Origin of the sequence: Rhizobium jaguaris (assembly GCF_003627755.1) — a bacterium.
Lineage (GTDB): Bacteria > Pseudomonadota > Alphaproteobacteria > Rhizobiales > Rhizobiaceae > Rhizobium > Rhizobium jaguaris.
This window is the reverse complement of record NZ_CP032694.1, coordinates 548,840-563,742: the sequence shown is the minus strand read 5'-3', so window position 1 is coordinate 563,742 and position 14,903 is coordinate 548,840. Positions and strand designations below refer to the sequence as shown.

Below are 14,903 nucleotides of genomic sequence, written 5' to 3'. Positions count from 1 at the left end.
ACAATGGCACGCGACGCAGGTCTTGAGGAATTGCTGAAAGAAGAAATCGGGCAACGGCCGGGCCTCAGCGAAAAAACGATGTTCGGGGGCTGGGCCGTTCTGCTCAACGGCAACCTGCTTTGCGGCGCCCGCGAAGATGGGATGCTGATCCGGCTCGGCAAAGGCAATGACGCCTGGGCGCTGGAGCAGCCTGATATCAAACCGATGCTGCATGGCAGCCGCGAGATGCAGGGATGGGTGCGCGCCGGGCCGGAGGCTTATGGCAATGACATGCTGCGCAAGCGGCTGCTTTTGGCCGCGCTGAATTTCGTCGAAGGCCTCCCGCCAAAATAGCCGGCCGCCGAAACAACGATCCACCAGGGAAGGGAATTCCATGCCGAAAGCCAATCCACGTCACCCGAAATTCCCCATTCCGGGCGGCCCGGAGCTGCGTGCCAAGGGTTGGCGGCAGGAGGCGCTGCTGCGCCTGCTGGAAAACGTACTGTCGGTCGGCGAGGACCCGGACAATCTCGTCGTCTACGCAGCCCTCGGCAAGGCGGCGCGCAACTGGGCTGCGCATAAAGGCATCGTCAAGGCGCTAACCGAAATGGAAGAGGATCAGACGCTGCTGATCCAATCCGGCAAGCCGATCGGACTGGTGCGCACGCATGCGAAAGCGCCGCTGGTGATCATGGCGAACTGCAACATCGTCGGGCAATGGGCGAAAGCAGAAGTCTTTTATGAGCTGCAGCGCAAGGGCTTGATCTGTTGGGGTGGGCTTACCGCCGGCGCATGGCAATATATTGGCAGCCAGGGCGTCATTCAGGGCACCTATGAAATCTTCATGCGCATCGCCGAGCGCCGATTCGGCGGCGATCTCCTCGGTCGTTTCGTGCTGACCGCCGGCCTCGGCGGCATGGGCGGCGCGCAGCCTCTGGCTGGCCGCATGGCGGGTGCCGCCATCCTCTGCGTCGATATCGATGCGGAGCGGGCGAAAAAGCGCCAGCAGATCGGCTATCTCCAAGAGATCGCGCCGGACATCGATTCAGCCCTTGCGATGATCGATGCCGCGGTGAAGGAAAAGAGCGCGCTTTCCGTCGGCCTCGTCGGCAATGCGGCGGAGATCTATCCCGAGATCGCCCGGCGCGGCATCGTGCCCGATATCGTCACCGACCAGACCTCGGCCCACGATCTCGTCTATGGCTATGTGCCGAAGGGCATGAACCTACAACAGGTCAAGGATTTGCGCGATGATGGCCAGGGTCAGCTAATGGCAGCAAGCCGCGCTTCGATCGTCGAGCATGTGAAGGCCATGCTCGACTTCCAGAAAAAGGGGTCCGAAGTTTTCGACAACGGCAACCTGATCCGCACCCAGGCGAAGGAGGGAGGCGTCGCCAACGCCTTCGACATCCCGATCTTCACCGAGGCCTATCTGCGGCCGCTGTTTGCCCGCGCCATCGGTCCGTTCCGCTGGATGGCTCTTTCCGGCGAGGAAAGCGATATCGCCCGCATTGACGATCTGCTGCTCGAGATGTTCCCCGACAACAAGATCATCACCAACTGGATACGCCTCGCCCGCGAGCATGTGCCCTTCGAAGGCCTGCCGGCACGCATCGCCTGGCTTGGCCATGGCGAGCGCACGGAACTGGCACGCAGGGTCAACGAGCTGGTCGCGAGCGGCGAACTCAATGGCCCGATCGCCTTCTCGCGTGATCACCTCGATGCCGGCGCCATGGCACATCCAAACATCATGACGGAACGCATGAAGGACGGCTCCGACGCGATTGCCGACTGGCCGCTGATCGATGCCATGATGCTCTGCTCGTCGATGGCTGATCTCGTCGTCGTCCATTCCGGCGGCGGCGGCTATGCGGGCTATATGACGAGCTGCGGCGTTACCGTGGTCGCCGACGGCACGCCCGCCGCCGACGAACGGCTCGATCATGCCCTGACCAACGACACGGCGCTTGGCGTCATGCGCTATGCCGATGCCGGCTATGAGGAAGCGCTGGACGAAGTTGCGAAGAAGGATGTGCCCTATATCCGTCTCGGATAAGCACGTCTGTTCTTGCCAGCTCTGAAAGACTATGGTCCGGGCAATTCGAAACGACCTGTTTTACACGCAATTCCGGGCGGAAAACCACTACGCACTTTTCCTGGAATTGCTCTGGAGAGTTGCCCGTGATCCCCTGGACCTTGCTCGACACTGCGAAAATCCCCGGCGGCGGCGAGTTGCGACTGAAGCAGCGCGGTCAGGAGTTTTCCATCATGCTCGGCACCAACGAGCTGATGAACAGCCGCCTCAGCGGCTCGGAACGCGCGCTTGCGACGCTCTCCTGCGAGAAGATCAAAGGTCAGAAGGCACCGCATATACTAATCGGCGGCCTCGGCATGGGCTTTACGTTGCGCGCGGCGCTCGGAGAACTCGGTGCGGATGCCAAGGTTACGGTTGCCGAACTGGTTCCGGCTGTCGTCGCCTGGGCACGCGGGCCGATGGCAACGGTCTTCGACGGCTGCCTCGACGACCCGCGCGTCGCCGTTCATGAAGGCGATGTGCGTCCGCTCATCCGCTCCACCAAGACGACCTATGACGCCATTCTGTTAGATGTCGACAATGGCCCCGATGGCATCACGTCCGAGGCCAATGACGGCCTCTATGACTATCAGGGCCTCAAGGCGGCGCGCGATGCATTGCGCCCGGGAGGCGTCCTCGCCGTCTGGTCTTCGGGACCTGACGATCGCTTCACAAGACGCCTGCGCGACAGCGGCTTTGCCGCCGAGGTGGTCAATACGCGCGCCAATGGCAAGAGCGGCGCGCGCCACGTCATCTGGCTGGCAACAAAGACAGGGCCGTGACGTCCTCGAATTGAAATCATCCTGCGGATGCTATATATCAATGTCATATCTCAAAGGAATTATGGCATGGACACCGCAAAAATCTTCTGGTCCGGCCGCTCGCAGGCCGTGCGTTTGCCAAAGGAATTCCGTCTCGACGGCGAAGAAGTGCGCATCCGACGGCAGGGAAAAGCAATCATTCTGGAGCCGATCGTCGAAGATTGGGATTGGCTGGAGACCGTCACAGGCCCCGTCGATCAGGACTTCGCAGAGGCCGCGACCGAACAGCCTGCAGAGCAGCAAAGCCCTGAGCTGGATATCTTCAAGTGAAATACCTGCTGGATAGTAATGCCGTCATCGCCCTGATGAAAGGTCATCCCGGTTTTGTGGCCGAGATCCGTAAACACAAGCCGCAGGATTTCGCTATTCCAGCCGTTGTCGCGCACGAATTGTTTTACCGCGTCTATAAAGGCCAGCGTGTTGCCGAGAACCTTGCACGTGTTGAGGCATTGCAATTCGAGACGCTGGATTTCGACAAGGCGGATGCCCGTATGGCTGGCGAAATTCGCGCCAACCTCGCTTCACTCGGCACACCGATCGGTGCCTATGACGTTTTGATCGCGGGTCAGGCCGTTGCCCGCGATCTGATGCTCATTACGCACAACGTTAGGGAATTTCAGCTTATTCACCAGTTGCGTTTCGAGGACTGGGAGTCCTTGCCGAGCAGTTAGAGATAACGCGTTTCCTCCGGCGCACGATCGAAACGATCATCACGGCCGTCGAAATAGCCGACCGGAAGGGCGGCGAGTTCCTCGTCGGTGGCATCGTCCAGACAGCTGATGCTGATCGCATAGAACTTGCCGCGCGCGGGATTTTCACCCCAATTGAAGGAGCTGATGCCGCAATTCTGGCAGAACAGATGATGCAGGACGCGCCGACCAAACTGGTATTCGCGGATGCTGTCCTCGCCCGAGATCAGGCGGAAATCCGCCGGCGTGGCGACCGCCAGCCAATTGCGTTTCTTCTTGCAAATCGAGCAGTTGCATTTGAAGGTGCCGCCCTGCAGGTCGAGATCGGCTTCGTAGCTGACTGCGCCGCAATGGCAGCTTCCATGATAGGTCTTCTTCATCACTCTCATCCTTCCCTTGAGGCTGCTTCCGCATAGGCGGCATATTTGTCGAGTGCTTGCTCCCAACCGCCGGTCTGCAACTTCAACTCGGTGTCGTCGGGGAGCTCGGCCTTGCGGAAGACGAGACGCGTCTTCTCGCCAAGCTCATGAAATTCCACAGTAACTTGCATCGGGTGGCCGGGCTTATTGTCCTGACCTTCCCAGGAGAAGGTAAAGACGAGACGTTCGGGCGGGACGATTTCCAGATAGCGCCCGTGGCTCCAATATTCCCTGCCATCCGGGTTGAGAATGCAGTGCCGCCAGGCACCGCCTTCGCGCAGATCGACGGAGACGGATGGTGCGGTCATGTTCTGCGGACCCCACCAACGCATCAGATGCTGCGGCTCAGTCCAGAGGCGAAACAGCAATGTGCGCGGCGCAGCAATGTCGCGTGTCAGCACAATTTCGCGCAATGGGCGCGGCCTCTCGATCTCACTTGCTGCGGTCATCAGCTCCTCCTTGTTGCAATGCTGCGGCGTATGCTTCCAGGCGATCGAGATTTTCGTTCCAGAACTGGCGATAGCTTTCCAGCCAGTCATCCACCTGCATGAGCGGTTTGGTTTCCAAGCGGCAGGGACGCCACTGCGCTTCCCTGCCCTTTGAGATCAGGCCGGCTTTCTCCAGCACCTTCAGATGCTTGGAAACGGCAACCAGCGAGATGTCGAAGGGTTCCGCCAGCTCGGAAACGGAAGCTTCGCCGGTTGCGAGTCGCGCCAGGATCGCCCGACGGGTCGGATCGGCAAGAGCGGACAGGGTCATGCTCAACGTGTCCATGCTGTTCTAAACCGTATTGTTAATTAACTTATCGGTTTAATAATGCTGACACCGATGCATGTCAAGTGGCCTAGGCTGGCCTACTTTGGGAGCAGAACGCCGACGATGCGGCGCCTGAAATCTCAGGAAATGGTATTGGAAACTTCGATCAGGTTATCGTCCGGATCGCGGAAATAGACTGAGAGAATTGCGCCAGCCGCGCCCGTGCGGCGAACAGGCCCCACTTCCACCGCAACGCCCTCTGCCTTCAGGTGAACAATCACATCGTCGATCGGTGTCTCGCTGATGAAGCAGAGATCGGTAGAGCCTGGCGTTGGGCGCTTGGCCTTCGGCTCGAATTCATGTCCCGCCTGATGCAGGTTGATCTTCTGATTGCCGAAGGTCAGCGCCTTGCGGCCTTCGGCAAAGGTCTCCACTCCCATGCCGAGAACACGGGCGTAGAATGCACAGCTTTCCTCGATGCTGGCGACCGTCAGCACCAGATGATCGAGATGGTCGATGCGGATCATCGTGAACCTCGAATCTCATTGCTCAGCGTCGCGCCAGCCTGGCCACACCGAACGCGGCCACGAGGCAGAAGGCCAGCATGGCGAGAATGAAGGTAACCACGGCTGACCAGCCGTCGGCAAGCCAGAAATAACCACCGACGGAGCCGGCAATGCTGGAGCCGAGGTAGTAGGCCAGAAGATAGAGCGACGAGGCATGGCCTTTGGCCCCCCGGGCGAGGCGCCCGACCAAGGCACTGGCGACGGAATGAGTAACGAAGAAGCCGATGGTCACCAAGACGATGCCGAGAATGACCAATGGCAGAGGTGCAGCGAGCGTAATCGCCGCACCGAGCGCGGCGACCAGCACGCCGGCGGGCAGCACGACGAAATGGCCGATACGGTCGCCGAGCAGGCCAGCGAGCCAGGAGGCGACGATGCCAAAGAGATAGGCGGTAAAGATCAGGCCGAGTTCGGTCTGGCTGAGATCATAGGGATCGGCAACCAGCCGGAAGCCGGCATAGTTATAGACCGTGACGAAGGAGCCCATGACCAGGAAACCGATGGCGAAAAGCAACGGCAGCGCCGGGTTGCGGAAGTGACCCGCCCAGGCCCTGACGTGAAAAGCGACGTCGAACCCCTTGCGTGGCGTGAAATTGCGCGACGGCGGTAGTAGAAGCAGGAAGCCGGTGGCGGCAATCAGCCCTAGGACGCCGACGGCAGCAAGCGCCGGACGCCAGCTAAAGAATTCCGCGATCGTGCCCGTCACGACACGACCGGCCATGCCGCCGAAGGCGTTGCCGGCAATGTAGAGGCCCATGGCGCCGCCAAGGCCACGCGGATCAATCTCTTCCGCAAGATAGGTCATGGCTACCGCCGGCACGCCGCCGAGCAGGAAGCCCTCGAGCGAACGGAAGACCAGCAGCATCTGCCAGTTCGGTGCAATGGCGCAGGCGAGCGTACAGAGAGCGGCACCCAGCAGCGAAAAGAACATCAGGCTGCGTCGACCGAGATTTTCGGAAACGGCAGCGGCGCAGAAGATCGCAAAGGCGAGGAAGCCGGTCGAAAGCGACAGAGACAGCGAGCTCGCAGCCGGCGTCACGCCAAAATCATCCGAAAAGATCGGCATCAGCGGCTGCACGCAATAAAGCAGGGAAAAAGTCGCAAAGCCGGAGAGGAACAGCGCAATGGTTGCTCGCCTGAACGCGGGCGTACCCCGCGTCAGAAATTGGCGAAGCTCAAGCTTTGGCTCGCTTTCGACAAGCTTCAATTCGGGGCGGGAGGAGGCTTCCGAGACGGTGAGCTCTTGCTTTTGCACGGCGCGGGACATGGGGACACACAACCTTTCTTGCCGTCAAATCTAGCCAGGCCCACCTCATTAGTCCAATATATGGAACAGGTGATCTCAATAGGTTTTGGAGATAACGATGGAGCTCCGTCATATCCGCTATTTTCTGGCATTGGCGGAAGCGGGAAACTTCACGCGTGCCGCTGCCAAGCTCGGCATCGGCCAGCCGCCGCTCAGCCAGCAGATCCGCGACCTCGAAAACGAAGTAGGCGCTATGCTGTTTCACCGTGTTCCGCATGGGGCGGAGCTGACGGCGGCAGGTCAGGCTTTTCTTGCGGAAGCCAAGGCCGCCGTGGATGCGGCGGAAAAAGCGAAGCTTGCCGCCCAGCGTGCCAATCGCGGCGAGATCGGCCGCCTGGCACTCGGCTTCACTGCATCCTCGGCCTTCAACACGATCGTCACCGCTACCATTCGCGAATTCCGCAATCGCTGGCCGGAGGTGCGGCTATCGCTGACCGAGATGAACACCAATGCGCTGATGGAACGGCTGATGCGTGGCGAGATCGACGCCGTCTTCATTCGCCCCGGCCTCGAAGACCCGCGCGACGTCCGGCTCAAGCGCTTCGCCGACGAGCCGATGCTGATCGCGCTGCCCGCCAATCATCCGCTTGCAACGAAGGATCGCGTGCCGGTTGCCGCCCTGGCGAACGAGCCCTTCATTCTCTTCCCGCGCATGGTGGGTTTAAGTCTCTATGACGATATCGTCGCCGCTTGCCGCGATGCCGGTTTCGAATTGGTGGTGACACAGGAAGCGCCGCAGATTCCTTCCGTCGTCAATCTCGTCGCCGCCAATCTCGGGGTCTCCATCGTTCCCGCCTCGATTGCCCAGATCAAGCTTGACGGCGTCGCCTATCGCCCGATCGACGGGCCGCCACTCGTGGCACGGCTTGGGCTCGCCATCCTCAAGGCGCAGCGCTCGCCGGTTGCCGCCAATCTGATGAGCCTGATCGCCTAGAGCGGCTCAGCGTTTCACGGAGACGCATTCCCGCTCTATCCCTTTGTTTTTACGCATTCCGGACGGAAAACCGCTTCGCACTTTTCCTGGAGTGCTCTAACTATCCAGCAGGGTCCCAATAGGGCGGATCGCCGAATGTCTTCTTCAGATGATCGGCGATGGCGCGCAGCTTTGCGGAGGGATTGCGCCCCTCGGGATGCGCCATGAAGATGAATTCGACTTCCGGCCTGTAACCGACATCGATTTCGACGAGCAGTCCTTGATTGATCGCCGGACCGACAATGAAGGCCGGCAGCAGCGCAATGCCCAATCCTGCAATCGCAGCATCGCGACACATATCGCCATTGTTGATGCCGAGCGCCAACTTGCCTCTGACGATGATGGCTCCGTCCGGCCCCTGGAACCGCCAATCGGCAACACCGCGGTTGGTGTAGAATATGCCTCGCTGATCCCCGAGGTCCGCCAGCGATGCCGGCATGCCGTTGCCCCTGAGATAGTCCGGCGATGCGACAAGAAGCCGGCGGCTGGGAGCGAGCTTCCAAGCAACGAGGCGCGAATCGGCAATCGGCCCATGGCGGACGATGGCGTCATAGCCGTCCGAGGAGGCGTCGACACGGCGGTCGTCGAGATCGAGCGTCAGCTCGATTTCGGGATGATCGGCCAAAAATGGATAGAGCGCCGGGCCGAGATGCATGCGGCCGAAGGTGACCGGGGCGGCGATGCGCAAGGAGCCCGTCAGCGTGCCCCGCCTTTCCGCCAAATCTGCCGCCGCCTCCCGCACCTCTTGTACGATCCGTGATGCACGCTCCAGGAAAGCGAGGCCATCTTCCGTCAAGGTCAGCTTACGCGTCGTACGATGCAGCAACGTGGCGCCGAGCGTTTTCTCCATCTCCGCCAACCGCTCGCTGACGACGGATTTCGACAGACGCAGGCGGCGGGCGGCTTCGCTAACCGACCCCGCTTCGGCAACGGCCACAAAAGCAGCGATTCCTTCAATCTTGAGCATCGTTCGGCAATCCCGAATTCGAGTTCCATGATTTAAAGACTAATCCGAACGATCGAAAAACACCATTCTCTGCGCATCGGACGGAACAACAGACACGTCCTCGCACAGGAGATGGAACAATGAATCGCTTGAATGGAAAAGTCGCAATCGTCACCGGCGCCAGTTCCGGCATCGGCCGCGCTACAGCCAAACTCTTCGCTGCCGAAGGCGCCAAGGTCATCGTCGGCGCACGCCGCGCGCCTGAATTGCAAAGCCTGGTCGCTGAAATCAAGGACGCAGGCGGCGAGGCCGCAGCGCTTGCCGGCGACGTGCGTTCGGAAGATTATCACAAGGCGTTGGTCGCCCTGGCTGTCGAGCGCTACGGCAAACTCGACATCGCCTTCAACAATGCCGGCATACTGGGCGAAGCCGGCCCCAGCACTGAGGTCTCGGAAGCAGGTTTTGCCGAAGCGCTGACGATCAATCTCACCGCTTCGTTCCTTGCCGCAAAGCACCAGATCGGCGAAATGGTCAAGCATGGCGGCGGTTCGGTGATCTTCACTTCGACCTTTGTAGGCTACAGCTTTGCCTTCCCCGGTGTTGCCGCCTATGCCGCCAGCAAGTCCGGCCTGATCGGCCTGACCCAGGCACTGGCAGCCGAATTCGGCCCGCAGAATGTGCGCGTCAATGCCGTGCTGCCGGGTGCTGTCGATACCGACATGTATCGCGAGATGAACGATACCCCCGACAAGCAGGGCTTTGTCACCAATCTGCATGCGCTGAAGCGTGTCGCCGGTCCTGACGAGGTTGCCCGCTCGGTTCTCTACCTCGCCTCCGACGATGCGAGCTTTGTCTCCGGCACTGCATCGCTGGTCGATGGCGGCGCTTCGATCACTCGCACGTAAGCAACCTGCGGCGCGATTATCCGCCTTCGCTTGACGATCCTTTCTAAAGGGACCGGATTATCGCGCCACCCTTTTCACTGCACACTCAGACTATAGAACGGCTACAACCAACCAACCGGATTCAGAGGAAATTCATCACATCACGCTTGCAGAACAAGACGGCTCTCATCACCGGCGGCACCAGCGGTATCGGTCTGGAAACCGCCCGCCAATTCATCGCCGAAGGCGCCCGCGTCGCCGTCACGGGCAGCAGCGCCGCCGGTATCGAAGCGGCGCGCGCCGCACTTGGAGACAAGGCGCTGGTCATCCAGGCCGATGCCGGCAACATCGACGGCCAGAAGGTGGTCGCGGATGCCGAGAAGAATGCTTTCGGCCATCTCGATATTCTTTTCGTCAATGCGGGCGTTGCCGAATTCGGCCCGCTCGAGCAATGGAGCGAAGCCGCTTTCGACAAGTCGGTCGCGATCAATGTCAAGGGTCCGTTCTTCCTGATCCAGGCGCTGCTGCCGATTCTCTCGAAACCTGCTTCGATCGTGCTGAACACTTCGATCAACGCCCATATCGGCATGCCGAACTCCAGCGTTTATTCGCTCACCAAGGGCGCCTTGCTGACACTCGCCAAGACATTGTCCGGCGAACTCATCGGCCGCGGCATTCGCGTCAACGCCGTCAGCCCCGGCCCAATCGCCACACCGCTCTACGGCAAGCTCGCCGATTCTGAAGCCGATGCTAAAGCGATGGCCGCCGGCATCCAGGCGCAGATCCCCGTCGGACGGTTCGGCGACCCGAGCGAAGTCGCCAAGACGATCGTCTTCCTCGCCTCTGATGAAGCCGCCTATATCGTCGGCAGCGAACTGGTCATCGACGGCGGCATGAGCAATCTCTGAGGTCCAAACCCAGAGTGACTGAAGAAAGGCCGCAGAGCCCTCCCCCTCCGCGGCCTTTCCGTATTCAAAAGACTTTGACTGAAATGTGCGGCCGCCTCATGATTGCTGACGGAAAATCATGGATGGGACGATGTTCGACGGACGATTGCTGAACGGTGTCAGCGTGTTGATGGCCGTTGTGGAAGGCGGCAGCTTCGTACGGGGCGCAGAGGTGCTCGGTCTCACGCCATCGGGAGTCAGCCGAGCGGTCTCGCGGTTGGAGGCCCGGATCGGCGTGCGCCTGCTGGACCGCACGACGCGGGCGTTGCGGCTGACCGATGACGGCGCGCGGTTTTACGAGCAGGTGGTGCCGCTTCTCAGCGGCATCGAGGAGGCCGCGACGACGGTAGCCGGCGTCGCCCAGTCCGTGCGCGGCCGCTTGCGCATCAATGTCGATCCCTATTTTTCCCGCCTTTTATTGGCGCCGCGCCTCGGCGCTTTCCTCGACCGCTATCCCGACCTGCAGATCGAGATCCTGACCCGCAACGAGATCGGGGACCTTGTGGCCGACGGCATAGATGTCGCCCTGCGCTTCGGCGAACCGCCGCAGACATCGCTGATTGCCCGGTTGCTTCTCGAAACCCGTGTGGTCACCGTCGCGGCTCCAGCCTATATCGAGCGTTATGGCCGGCCGAAAACGCCGGCCGATGTCGCGAACCATCTCTGCATCCACTATCAGGATCCGAGCACCGGGCGCGCATTCGAGTGGGAATTCCGGCACGGGCACAAAGTCATCCCGGTCGAAACGCGCGGCCGCATATTGGTCAATGATGCCGGAACGACGTTGGGAACCTGCCTTGCGGGTCTCGGTATCGCTCAGGTCTTCACGCTCGGCATTACGGACTTTCTGGACCGTGGAGAGCTTGTCGACCTTTTTCCGGACTGGAAGGACGAACTCTACCCGCTTTACGCCTTTTACCCGTCCCGCCACCATGTGCCGGCAAAGGTGCGCGCCTTCATCGACTTCTGCGTTGACATTCTCGGCTGACCACCGCTGCCGATTGCCTATTGTGTGCCAAAAGCTTAGGTTCTTGACCATAAAAACAAGCGACGGGTTCGGGCCATGGTTCTCGCGGGAAAACGCATCCTTCTCATCATTTCCGGCGGCATCGCGGCCTATAAGAGCCTCGACCTCATTCGGCGGCTGCGCGAGCGCGGCGCAAGCGTCCGTCCGATCATGACGTCGGGGGCACAGCAATTCATCACACCGCTTGCTGTCGGCGCCCTGGCCGCGGAGCATGTCTTCACCGACCTGTTTTCCCGACAGGACGAACAGGACGTCGGCCATATCAGACTGGCGCGCGATTGCGACCTTGTGCTGATCGCGCCAGCGACCGCCGATCTCCTGGCCAAGATGGCGAACGGTCTGGCGGACGACCTTGCATCGACCGTGCTGCTCGCGACCGACCGGCCCGTGCTCGCAGCGCCCACCATGAATCCGAAGATGTGGGCGCATCCGGCGACAAAGCGCAATATCGAGACGTTGAGGGGCGACGGCATCCGCTTCGTTGGCCCGATGTCAGGCGAAATGGCCGAGAGCAAGGAAGCTGGCACCGGCCGCATGGCCGAACCTCTGGAGATCGTCGCTGCCGTCGAGATGCGGCTGGACGACGGTGCAAGGCCGCTCGCCGGCAGAAAGGCCGTCGTCACCTCGGGTCCGACGCATGAGCCGATCGACCCGGTGCGCTATATCGCCAACCGTTCCTCCGGCCGCCAAGGCCATGCCATCGCTGCAGCACTCGCGGCCCTCGGCGCCGACGTCACGCTCGTATCCGGGCCTGTCTCCATTCCCGATCCTATGGGCGTGCATGTCGTTCATGTCGAGCGGGCGGAAGAGATGCGCGATGCCGTGCTTTGCGCGCTTCCTGCCGATATCGCCGTGATGGTCGCGGCTGTTGCTGATTGGCGCGTGGCCTCCGCCGCCGATCAGAAAATCAAGAAACATCCGGGCGAATCCATTCCGACGCTGGCGCTTACCGAAAATCCCGACATCCTGAAAACCGTCGGCCACCACACGCAGCGGCCGAAGCTCGTCATCGGTTTTGCCGCCGAAACGCAGGATGTGGAGGCGAATGCCCGGGCGAAACTGGATCGCAAGGGCGCGGACATGATCGTCGCCAATGATGTCTCGCCGGCAACCGGCATCATGGGCGGCATGCGCAACAGCGTGAAACTCATCCGCCATGACGGCGTGGAACAATGGCCGGATCTTGAGAAGGATGAAGTGGCGGCGCGTCTGGCGGCTTTGATCGCCGAACAATTCAAGCAGGAATAGCGGCAGATGTCTGCGGCTCGGCAGATGCGCGCTTTTCCGGCTGGAAGGGCGTGATGTGGACGCCCATATCGTCGATCAACACGCTGCTGCCGTCCGGAATTTCCGTCCAGGCATCGACATCGTCGTTCAGCGGCTCGGATACAAGGCAATAGCCGATGCCGACAGGCGAGGCATAAAGCGTAGGCGCCTTACGGTCTGTGGCGTAGCGCACCGCATACAGCGCCTTTCCATCGGAAAAAGCGGCCGTGAAGCGCACCAGCGCCGAACCGATCAGATGGGCGGATAGGCCCTCGACGAAGCTGATGGTCTCCGAGATCGCCGCAACCGGATTGGCCGCAAGACCGAACTGCAGTGCCAGCAGGAATAGAAGCTCGGAATCGGTCGTGCCGCCGCGGGCGTGAAACAACCGATCATCGAGCATGGATTCCATCGGGCGGCGCAAGCGGTCGAAATTGGAGATCTGGCCATTATGCTGGAAGGACCAGTTCTCATGCACAAAGGGATGGCAATTGTCGCGACGCGTGCCGCCGCCGGTCGCGGCGCGGACGTGGGCCAGAAAGAGCGGCGAGCGGATCTGCCGCGCGAGGCTCTTGAGATTGCAATCGGACCAGGCCGGGAGGATATCGCGATAGCGGCCCGGCTCCGGCCGGTCGCCATACCAGGCGATGCCGAATCCGTCGCCGTTGGTCGCGGTCTTAGCGCGCGTGGCACAGTGCGATTGTTCGATCAGGGAGTGGGCGGGTGAAGACACCAGCTCCTCCAGATAGAGGGGGTCTCCACGATAGGCTGCCCAGCGACACATGCGTCTTTCGCTCCAATTCCCGCTCGCTTCCTGTCCCGCGGGAGAATGTCAAAATCAAGGACGATTGTTCGTGCGGAATAGGTAATAAACTCTTAATTTGCCAGGGATTGAGCCGAGAAGGTGACAGATATTTGACACGCCGTCCGATCACATTTTGGCGTTGCAGCATTATTCTTCTGTGAACATGCCTGCTTTGAAGCGGCTATTGGGCCTCTCGCTGCATAACTCACGCAAAAGTTGAACGAACTTTTGCGTTTCAATACGACACGAAGAGTGAAGCATCCCTCATGTATAGGCTCTTGAATTCGACGAAATTTGAGTTACGTTAGGCATATCGTCAACGTAACGAAAGGAAGGTGATCCAATGTCTAGTGAGATTTCGGTCCGCGTAACAGGCATGGAAATGGTTGTGAGCGTTGCGAGGCAGCCCTCGCTCTGATCAAGCCTTCCGGAGGCGTCTTGCGCTTCAGGCCAGTTACGGGCCAAAACTCATGGAAGGGTCGCTTCGGGCGGCCCTTTTTTGCATCTATCGGTTGCTGATTTTGCGATAGTTCGGGTTGTTGTGCCCGGAATAAACTTTGTTGTGATCGTTTTTCTCTTGCCGAACGAAAAGCGTGCCATAGCTACCCCCCATGACTTACAAGGAACAGCCCGAACAGGGTGAAGCCGAACCAGCGCCGCCGAATGAGCCGGCGCTCACCGCACTCTCATTGTATCCTCAGGAATGGGCACTGTTCCTCGATATCGACGGGACGCTGCTCGATCTCGCCGAGACACCGGAGGCAATTGCGGTGCCTCCGTCCCTGCCCTTCGCGCTTCAGGCGCTCTCTCGCCAGCTCGGTGGCGCGCTGGCGCTGGTGACCGGCCGGGCGGTTGCCTTTGTCGACCCTCTGTTTGCTCCGTTCCACTTCCCGGTCGCCGGCCTGCACGGTGCCGAACGACGCGATGCGGCGGGGCGATTGCGGCGCGCGCTGATCCCGCCCGCCTTCCAGGAGATGAAGCGAGTGATCGCTGAGGAGGCCAAAGCCTGGCCCGGCGTTCTCGTCGAAGACAAGGGAGCCGCGGTCGCGGTTCACTACCGGCTGGCACCGGAGCGCGAAGCCGACGTTGCCGAAGCGATGCAGCGGTATCTGCAAGAGGCCGGTCCGGATTGGATCCTGCAGCATGGCAAGCTCGTGGTGGAAATCTGCCCGGCGCATGCCAGCAAGGGTCATGCCGTCGAAGCCTTTCTCAGCGAGGCGCCGTTCGCCGGACGTCGGCCGCTAGCGATCGGCGACGACGTCACCGACGAGACCATGTTCGCCGTCGCGAACCGCCTCGGCGGTCAATCCGTGCGCATCGGCACGCCCAGCGGCAAGACGCTGGCGCGTGCATCCATTCCCTCGCCCGCGCGTTTAAGAGAGATACTCGCAGCGCTCGCCAAATAATCATTTTTGGTCATTTCGGCCCACCGCCGCGGCCCTCTC

At 60.8% G+C, this 14,903-nt stretch carries 18 protein-coding genes; 11 read left to right on the top strand and 7 right to left on the bottom strand.

Features of this window, described 5'->3' with window-relative positions:
• Window positions 1-3: 3 nt before the first annotated feature.
• The 5 genes from CCGE525_RS02795 to CCGE525_RS02775 all read left to right on the top strand — a co-directional run bounded on the left by CCGE525_RS02795 (window position 4) and on the right by CCGE525_RS02775 (window position 3,545).
• Entirely contained in the window at window positions 4-333 is a 330-nt protein-coding gene (locus CCGE525_RS02795) for a TfoX/Sxy family protein (RefSeq protein ID WP_120702952.1), read from the top strand.
• Between the two features lie 40 nt (window positions 334-373).
• Entirely contained in the window at window positions 374-2,035 is a 1,662-nt protein-coding gene (locus tag CCGE525_RS02790; protein ID WP_120702951.1) for a thiourocanate hydratase, read from the top strand.
• Window positions 2,036-2,160: 125 nt separating this feature from the next.
• Window positions 2,161-2,835: a spermidine synthase gene (locus CCGE525_RS02785; protein WP_120702950.1), complete on the top strand. Its 675-nt coding sequence runs from the start codon at window positions 2,161-2,163 to the stop codon at window positions 2,833-2,835.
• 66 nt (window positions 2,836-2,901) lie between these two features.
• Window positions 2,902-3,144, top strand: coding sequence for an antitoxin (locus CCGE525_RS02780; protein ID WP_120702949.1), 243 nt, complete (start codon window positions 2,902-2,904; stop codon window positions 3,142-3,144).
• Window positions 3,141-3,545, top strand: coding sequence for a type II toxin-antitoxin system VapC family toxin (locus CCGE525_RS02775; protein WP_120702948.1), 405 nt, complete (start codon window positions 3,141-3,143; stop codon window positions 3,543-3,545). Before CCGE525_RS02780 ends, CCGE525_RS02775 begins: the two co-directional genes overlap by 4 nt.
• Here CCGE525_RS02775 and CCGE525_RS02770 read toward each other — a convergent pair.
• From CCGE525_RS02770 to CCGE525_RS02750, 5 genes are all read right to left on the bottom strand, one after another.
• A complete protein-coding gene (locus CCGE525_RS02770) occupies window positions 3,542-3,943 on the bottom strand; it encodes a GFA family protein (protein ID WP_120702947.1) in 402 nt (133 codons plus the stop codon). The two genes, CCGE525_RS02775 and CCGE525_RS02770, sit on opposite strands and share 4 nt — an antisense overlap.
• Window positions 3,944-3,948: 5 nt before the next feature.
• Window positions 3,949-4,431, bottom strand: coding sequence for an SRPBCC family protein (locus CCGE525_RS02765; RefSeq protein ID WP_120702946.1), 483 nt, complete (start codon window positions 4,429-4,431; stop codon window positions 3,949-3,951).
• The gene (locus tag CCGE525_RS02760; RefSeq protein WP_120702945.1) at window positions 4,415-4,756 is read right to left on the bottom strand and encodes an ArsR/SmtB family transcription factor; all 342 of its coding nucleotides are present in this window, start codon (window positions 4,754-4,756) and stop codon (window positions 4,415-4,417) included. The genes CCGE525_RS02765 and CCGE525_RS02760 overlap by 17 nt, the downstream gene beginning before the upstream one ends.
• Before the next feature lie 122 nt (window positions 4,757-4,878).
• Window positions 4,879-5,265 carry a VOC family protein gene (locus tag CCGE525_RS02755; protein WP_120702944.1) on the bottom strand — a complete coding sequence of 129 codons (387 nt, stop codon included), beginning with the start codon at window positions 5,263-5,265 and terminating at the stop codon, window positions 4,879-4,881.
• Between the two features lie 22 nt (window positions 5,266-5,287).
• Window positions 5,288-6,571: an MFS transporter gene (locus tag CCGE525_RS02750; RefSeq protein WP_120702943.1), complete on the bottom strand. Its 1,284-nt coding sequence runs from the start codon at window positions 6,569-6,571 to the stop codon at window positions 5,288-5,290.
• Window positions 6,572-6,668: 97 nt separating this feature from the next.
• On the opposite strand from CCGE525_RS02750, the gene CCGE525_RS02745 reads away from it, so the two are divergent.
• Window positions 6,669-7,544 (top strand): LysR family transcriptional regulator, encoded by an 876-nt coding sequence (locus tag CCGE525_RS02745; RefSeq protein ID WP_120702942.1) that lies wholly within the window; start codon window positions 6,669-6,671, stop codon window positions 7,542-7,544.
• 100 nt (window positions 7,545-7,644) lie between these two features.
• Here CCGE525_RS02745 and CCGE525_RS02740 read toward each other — a convergent pair whose 3' ends face one another.
• A complete protein-coding gene (locus CCGE525_RS02740; RefSeq protein WP_120702941.1) occupies window positions 7,645-8,550 on the bottom strand; it encodes a LysR family transcriptional regulator in 906 nt (301 codons plus the stop codon).
• A gap of 119 nt (window positions 8,551-8,669) precedes the next feature.
• Here CCGE525_RS02740 and CCGE525_RS02735 point away from each other — a divergent pair, with 119 nt between their 5' ends.
• From CCGE525_RS02735 to coaBC, 4 genes are all read left to right on the top strand, one after another.
• The gene (locus CCGE525_RS02735; protein ID WP_120702940.1) at window positions 8,670-9,434 is read left to right on the top strand and encodes an SDR family oxidoreductase; all 765 of its coding nucleotides are present in this window, start codon (window positions 8,670-8,672) and stop codon (window positions 9,432-9,434) included.
• A gap of 134 nt (window positions 9,435-9,568) precedes the next feature.
• Window positions 9,569-10,321 carry an SDR family oxidoreductase gene (locus CCGE525_RS02730; RefSeq protein ID WP_120702939.1) on the top strand — a complete coding sequence of 251 codons (753 nt, stop codon included), beginning with the start codon at window positions 9,569-9,571 and terminating at the stop codon, window positions 10,319-10,321.
• Window positions 10,322-10,451: 130 nt separating this feature from the next.
• A complete protein-coding gene (locus CCGE525_RS02725) occupies window positions 10,452-11,348 on the top strand; it encodes a LysR family transcriptional regulator (protein ID WP_120706217.1) in 897 nt (298 codons plus the stop codon).
• Window positions 11,349-11,423: 75 nt separating this feature from the next.
• Window positions 11,424-12,635 carry a bifunctional phosphopantothenoylcysteine decarboxylase/phosphopantothenate--cysteine ligase CoaBC gene (gene coaBC / locus CCGE525_RS02720; RefSeq protein ID WP_120702938.1) on the top strand — a complete coding sequence of 404 codons (1,212 nt, stop codon included), beginning with the start codon at window positions 11,424-11,426 and terminating at the stop codon, window positions 12,633-12,635.
• Here the strand turns inward: coaBC and CCGE525_RS02715 are convergent.
• Entirely contained in the window at window positions 12,622-13,437 is an 816-nt protein-coding gene (locus CCGE525_RS02715) for a class II glutamine amidotransferase (protein ID WP_120702937.1), read from the bottom strand. The two genes, coaBC and CCGE525_RS02715, sit on opposite strands and share 14 nt — an antisense overlap.
• A gap of 632 nt (window positions 13,438-14,069) precedes the next feature.
• On the opposite strand from CCGE525_RS02715, the gene otsB reads away from it, so the two are divergent.
• Complete coding sequence (gene otsB, locus CCGE525_RS02710; RefSeq protein WP_120702936.1) at window positions 14,070-14,864, top strand: trehalose-phosphatase; 795 nt, start codon at window positions 14,070-14,072, stop codon at window positions 14,862-14,864.
• Window positions 14,865-14,903: the final 39 nt, after the last annotated feature.

What these genes read in the sequence shown, in the direction of transcription:
- CCGE525_RS02795 (WP_120702952.1), top strand. Translation starts at nt 4, where the DNA reads ATGGCACGCGACGCAGGTCTTGAGGAATTGCTGAAAGAAGAAATCGGG.
- CCGE525_RS02790 (WP_120702951.1), top strand. Translation starts at nt 374, where the DNA reads ATGCCGAAAGCCAATCCACGTCACCCGAAATTCCCCATTCCGGGCGGC.
- CCGE525_RS02780 (WP_120702949.1), top strand. Translation starts at nt 2,902, where the DNA reads ATGGACACCGCAAAAATCTTCTGGTCCGGCCGCTCGCAGGCCGTGCGT.
- CCGE525_RS02770 (WP_120702947.1), bottom strand. Translation starts at nt 3,943, where the DNA reads ATGAAGAAGACCTATCATGGAAGCTGCCATTGCGGCGCAGTCAGCTAC.
- CCGE525_RS02765 (WP_120702946.1), bottom strand. Translation starts at nt 4,431, where the DNA reads ATGACCGCAGCAAGTGAGATCGAGAGGCCGCGCCCATTGCGCGAAATT.
- CCGE525_RS02760 (WP_120702945.1), bottom strand. Translation starts at nt 4,756, where the DNA reads ATGGACACGTTGAGCATGACCCTGTCCGCTCTTGCCGATCCGACCCGT.
- CCGE525_RS02755 (WP_120702944.1), bottom strand. Translation starts at nt 5,265, where the DNA reads ATGATCCGCATCGACCATCTCGATCATCTGGTGCTGACGGTCGCCAGC.
- CCGE525_RS02750 (WP_120702943.1), bottom strand. Translation starts at nt 6,571, where the DNA reads ATGTCCCGCGCCGTGCAAAAGCAAGAGCTCACCGTCTCGGAAGCCTCC.
- CCGE525_RS02745 (WP_120702942.1), top strand. Translation starts at nt 6,669, where the DNA reads ATGGAGCTCCGTCATATCCGCTATTTTCTGGCATTGGCGGAAGCGGGA.
- CCGE525_RS02740 (WP_120702941.1), bottom strand. Translation starts at nt 8,550, where the DNA reads ATGCTCAAGATTGAAGGAATCGCTGCTTTTGTGGCCGTTGCCGAAGCG.
- CCGE525_RS02735 (WP_120702940.1), top strand. Translation starts at nt 8,670, where the DNA reads ATGAATCGCTTGAATGGAAAAGTCGCAATCGTCACCGGCGCCAGTTCC.
- CCGE525_RS02725 (WP_120706217.1), top strand. Translation starts at nt 10,452, where the DNA reads ATGTTCGACGGACGATTGCTGAACGGTGTCAGCGTGTTGATGGCCGTT.
- coaBC (WP_120702938.1), top strand. Translation starts at nt 11,424, where the DNA reads ATGGTTCTCGCGGGAAAACGCATCCTTCTCATCATTTCCGGCGGCATC.
- CCGE525_RS02715 (WP_120702937.1), bottom strand. Translation starts at nt 13,437, where the DNA reads ATGTGTCGCTGGGCAGCCTATCGTGGAGACCCCCTCTATCTGGAGGAG.
- otsB (WP_120702936.1), top strand. Translation starts at nt 14,070, where the DNA reads ATGACTTACAAGGAACAGCCCGAACAGGGTGAAGCCGAACCAGCGCCG.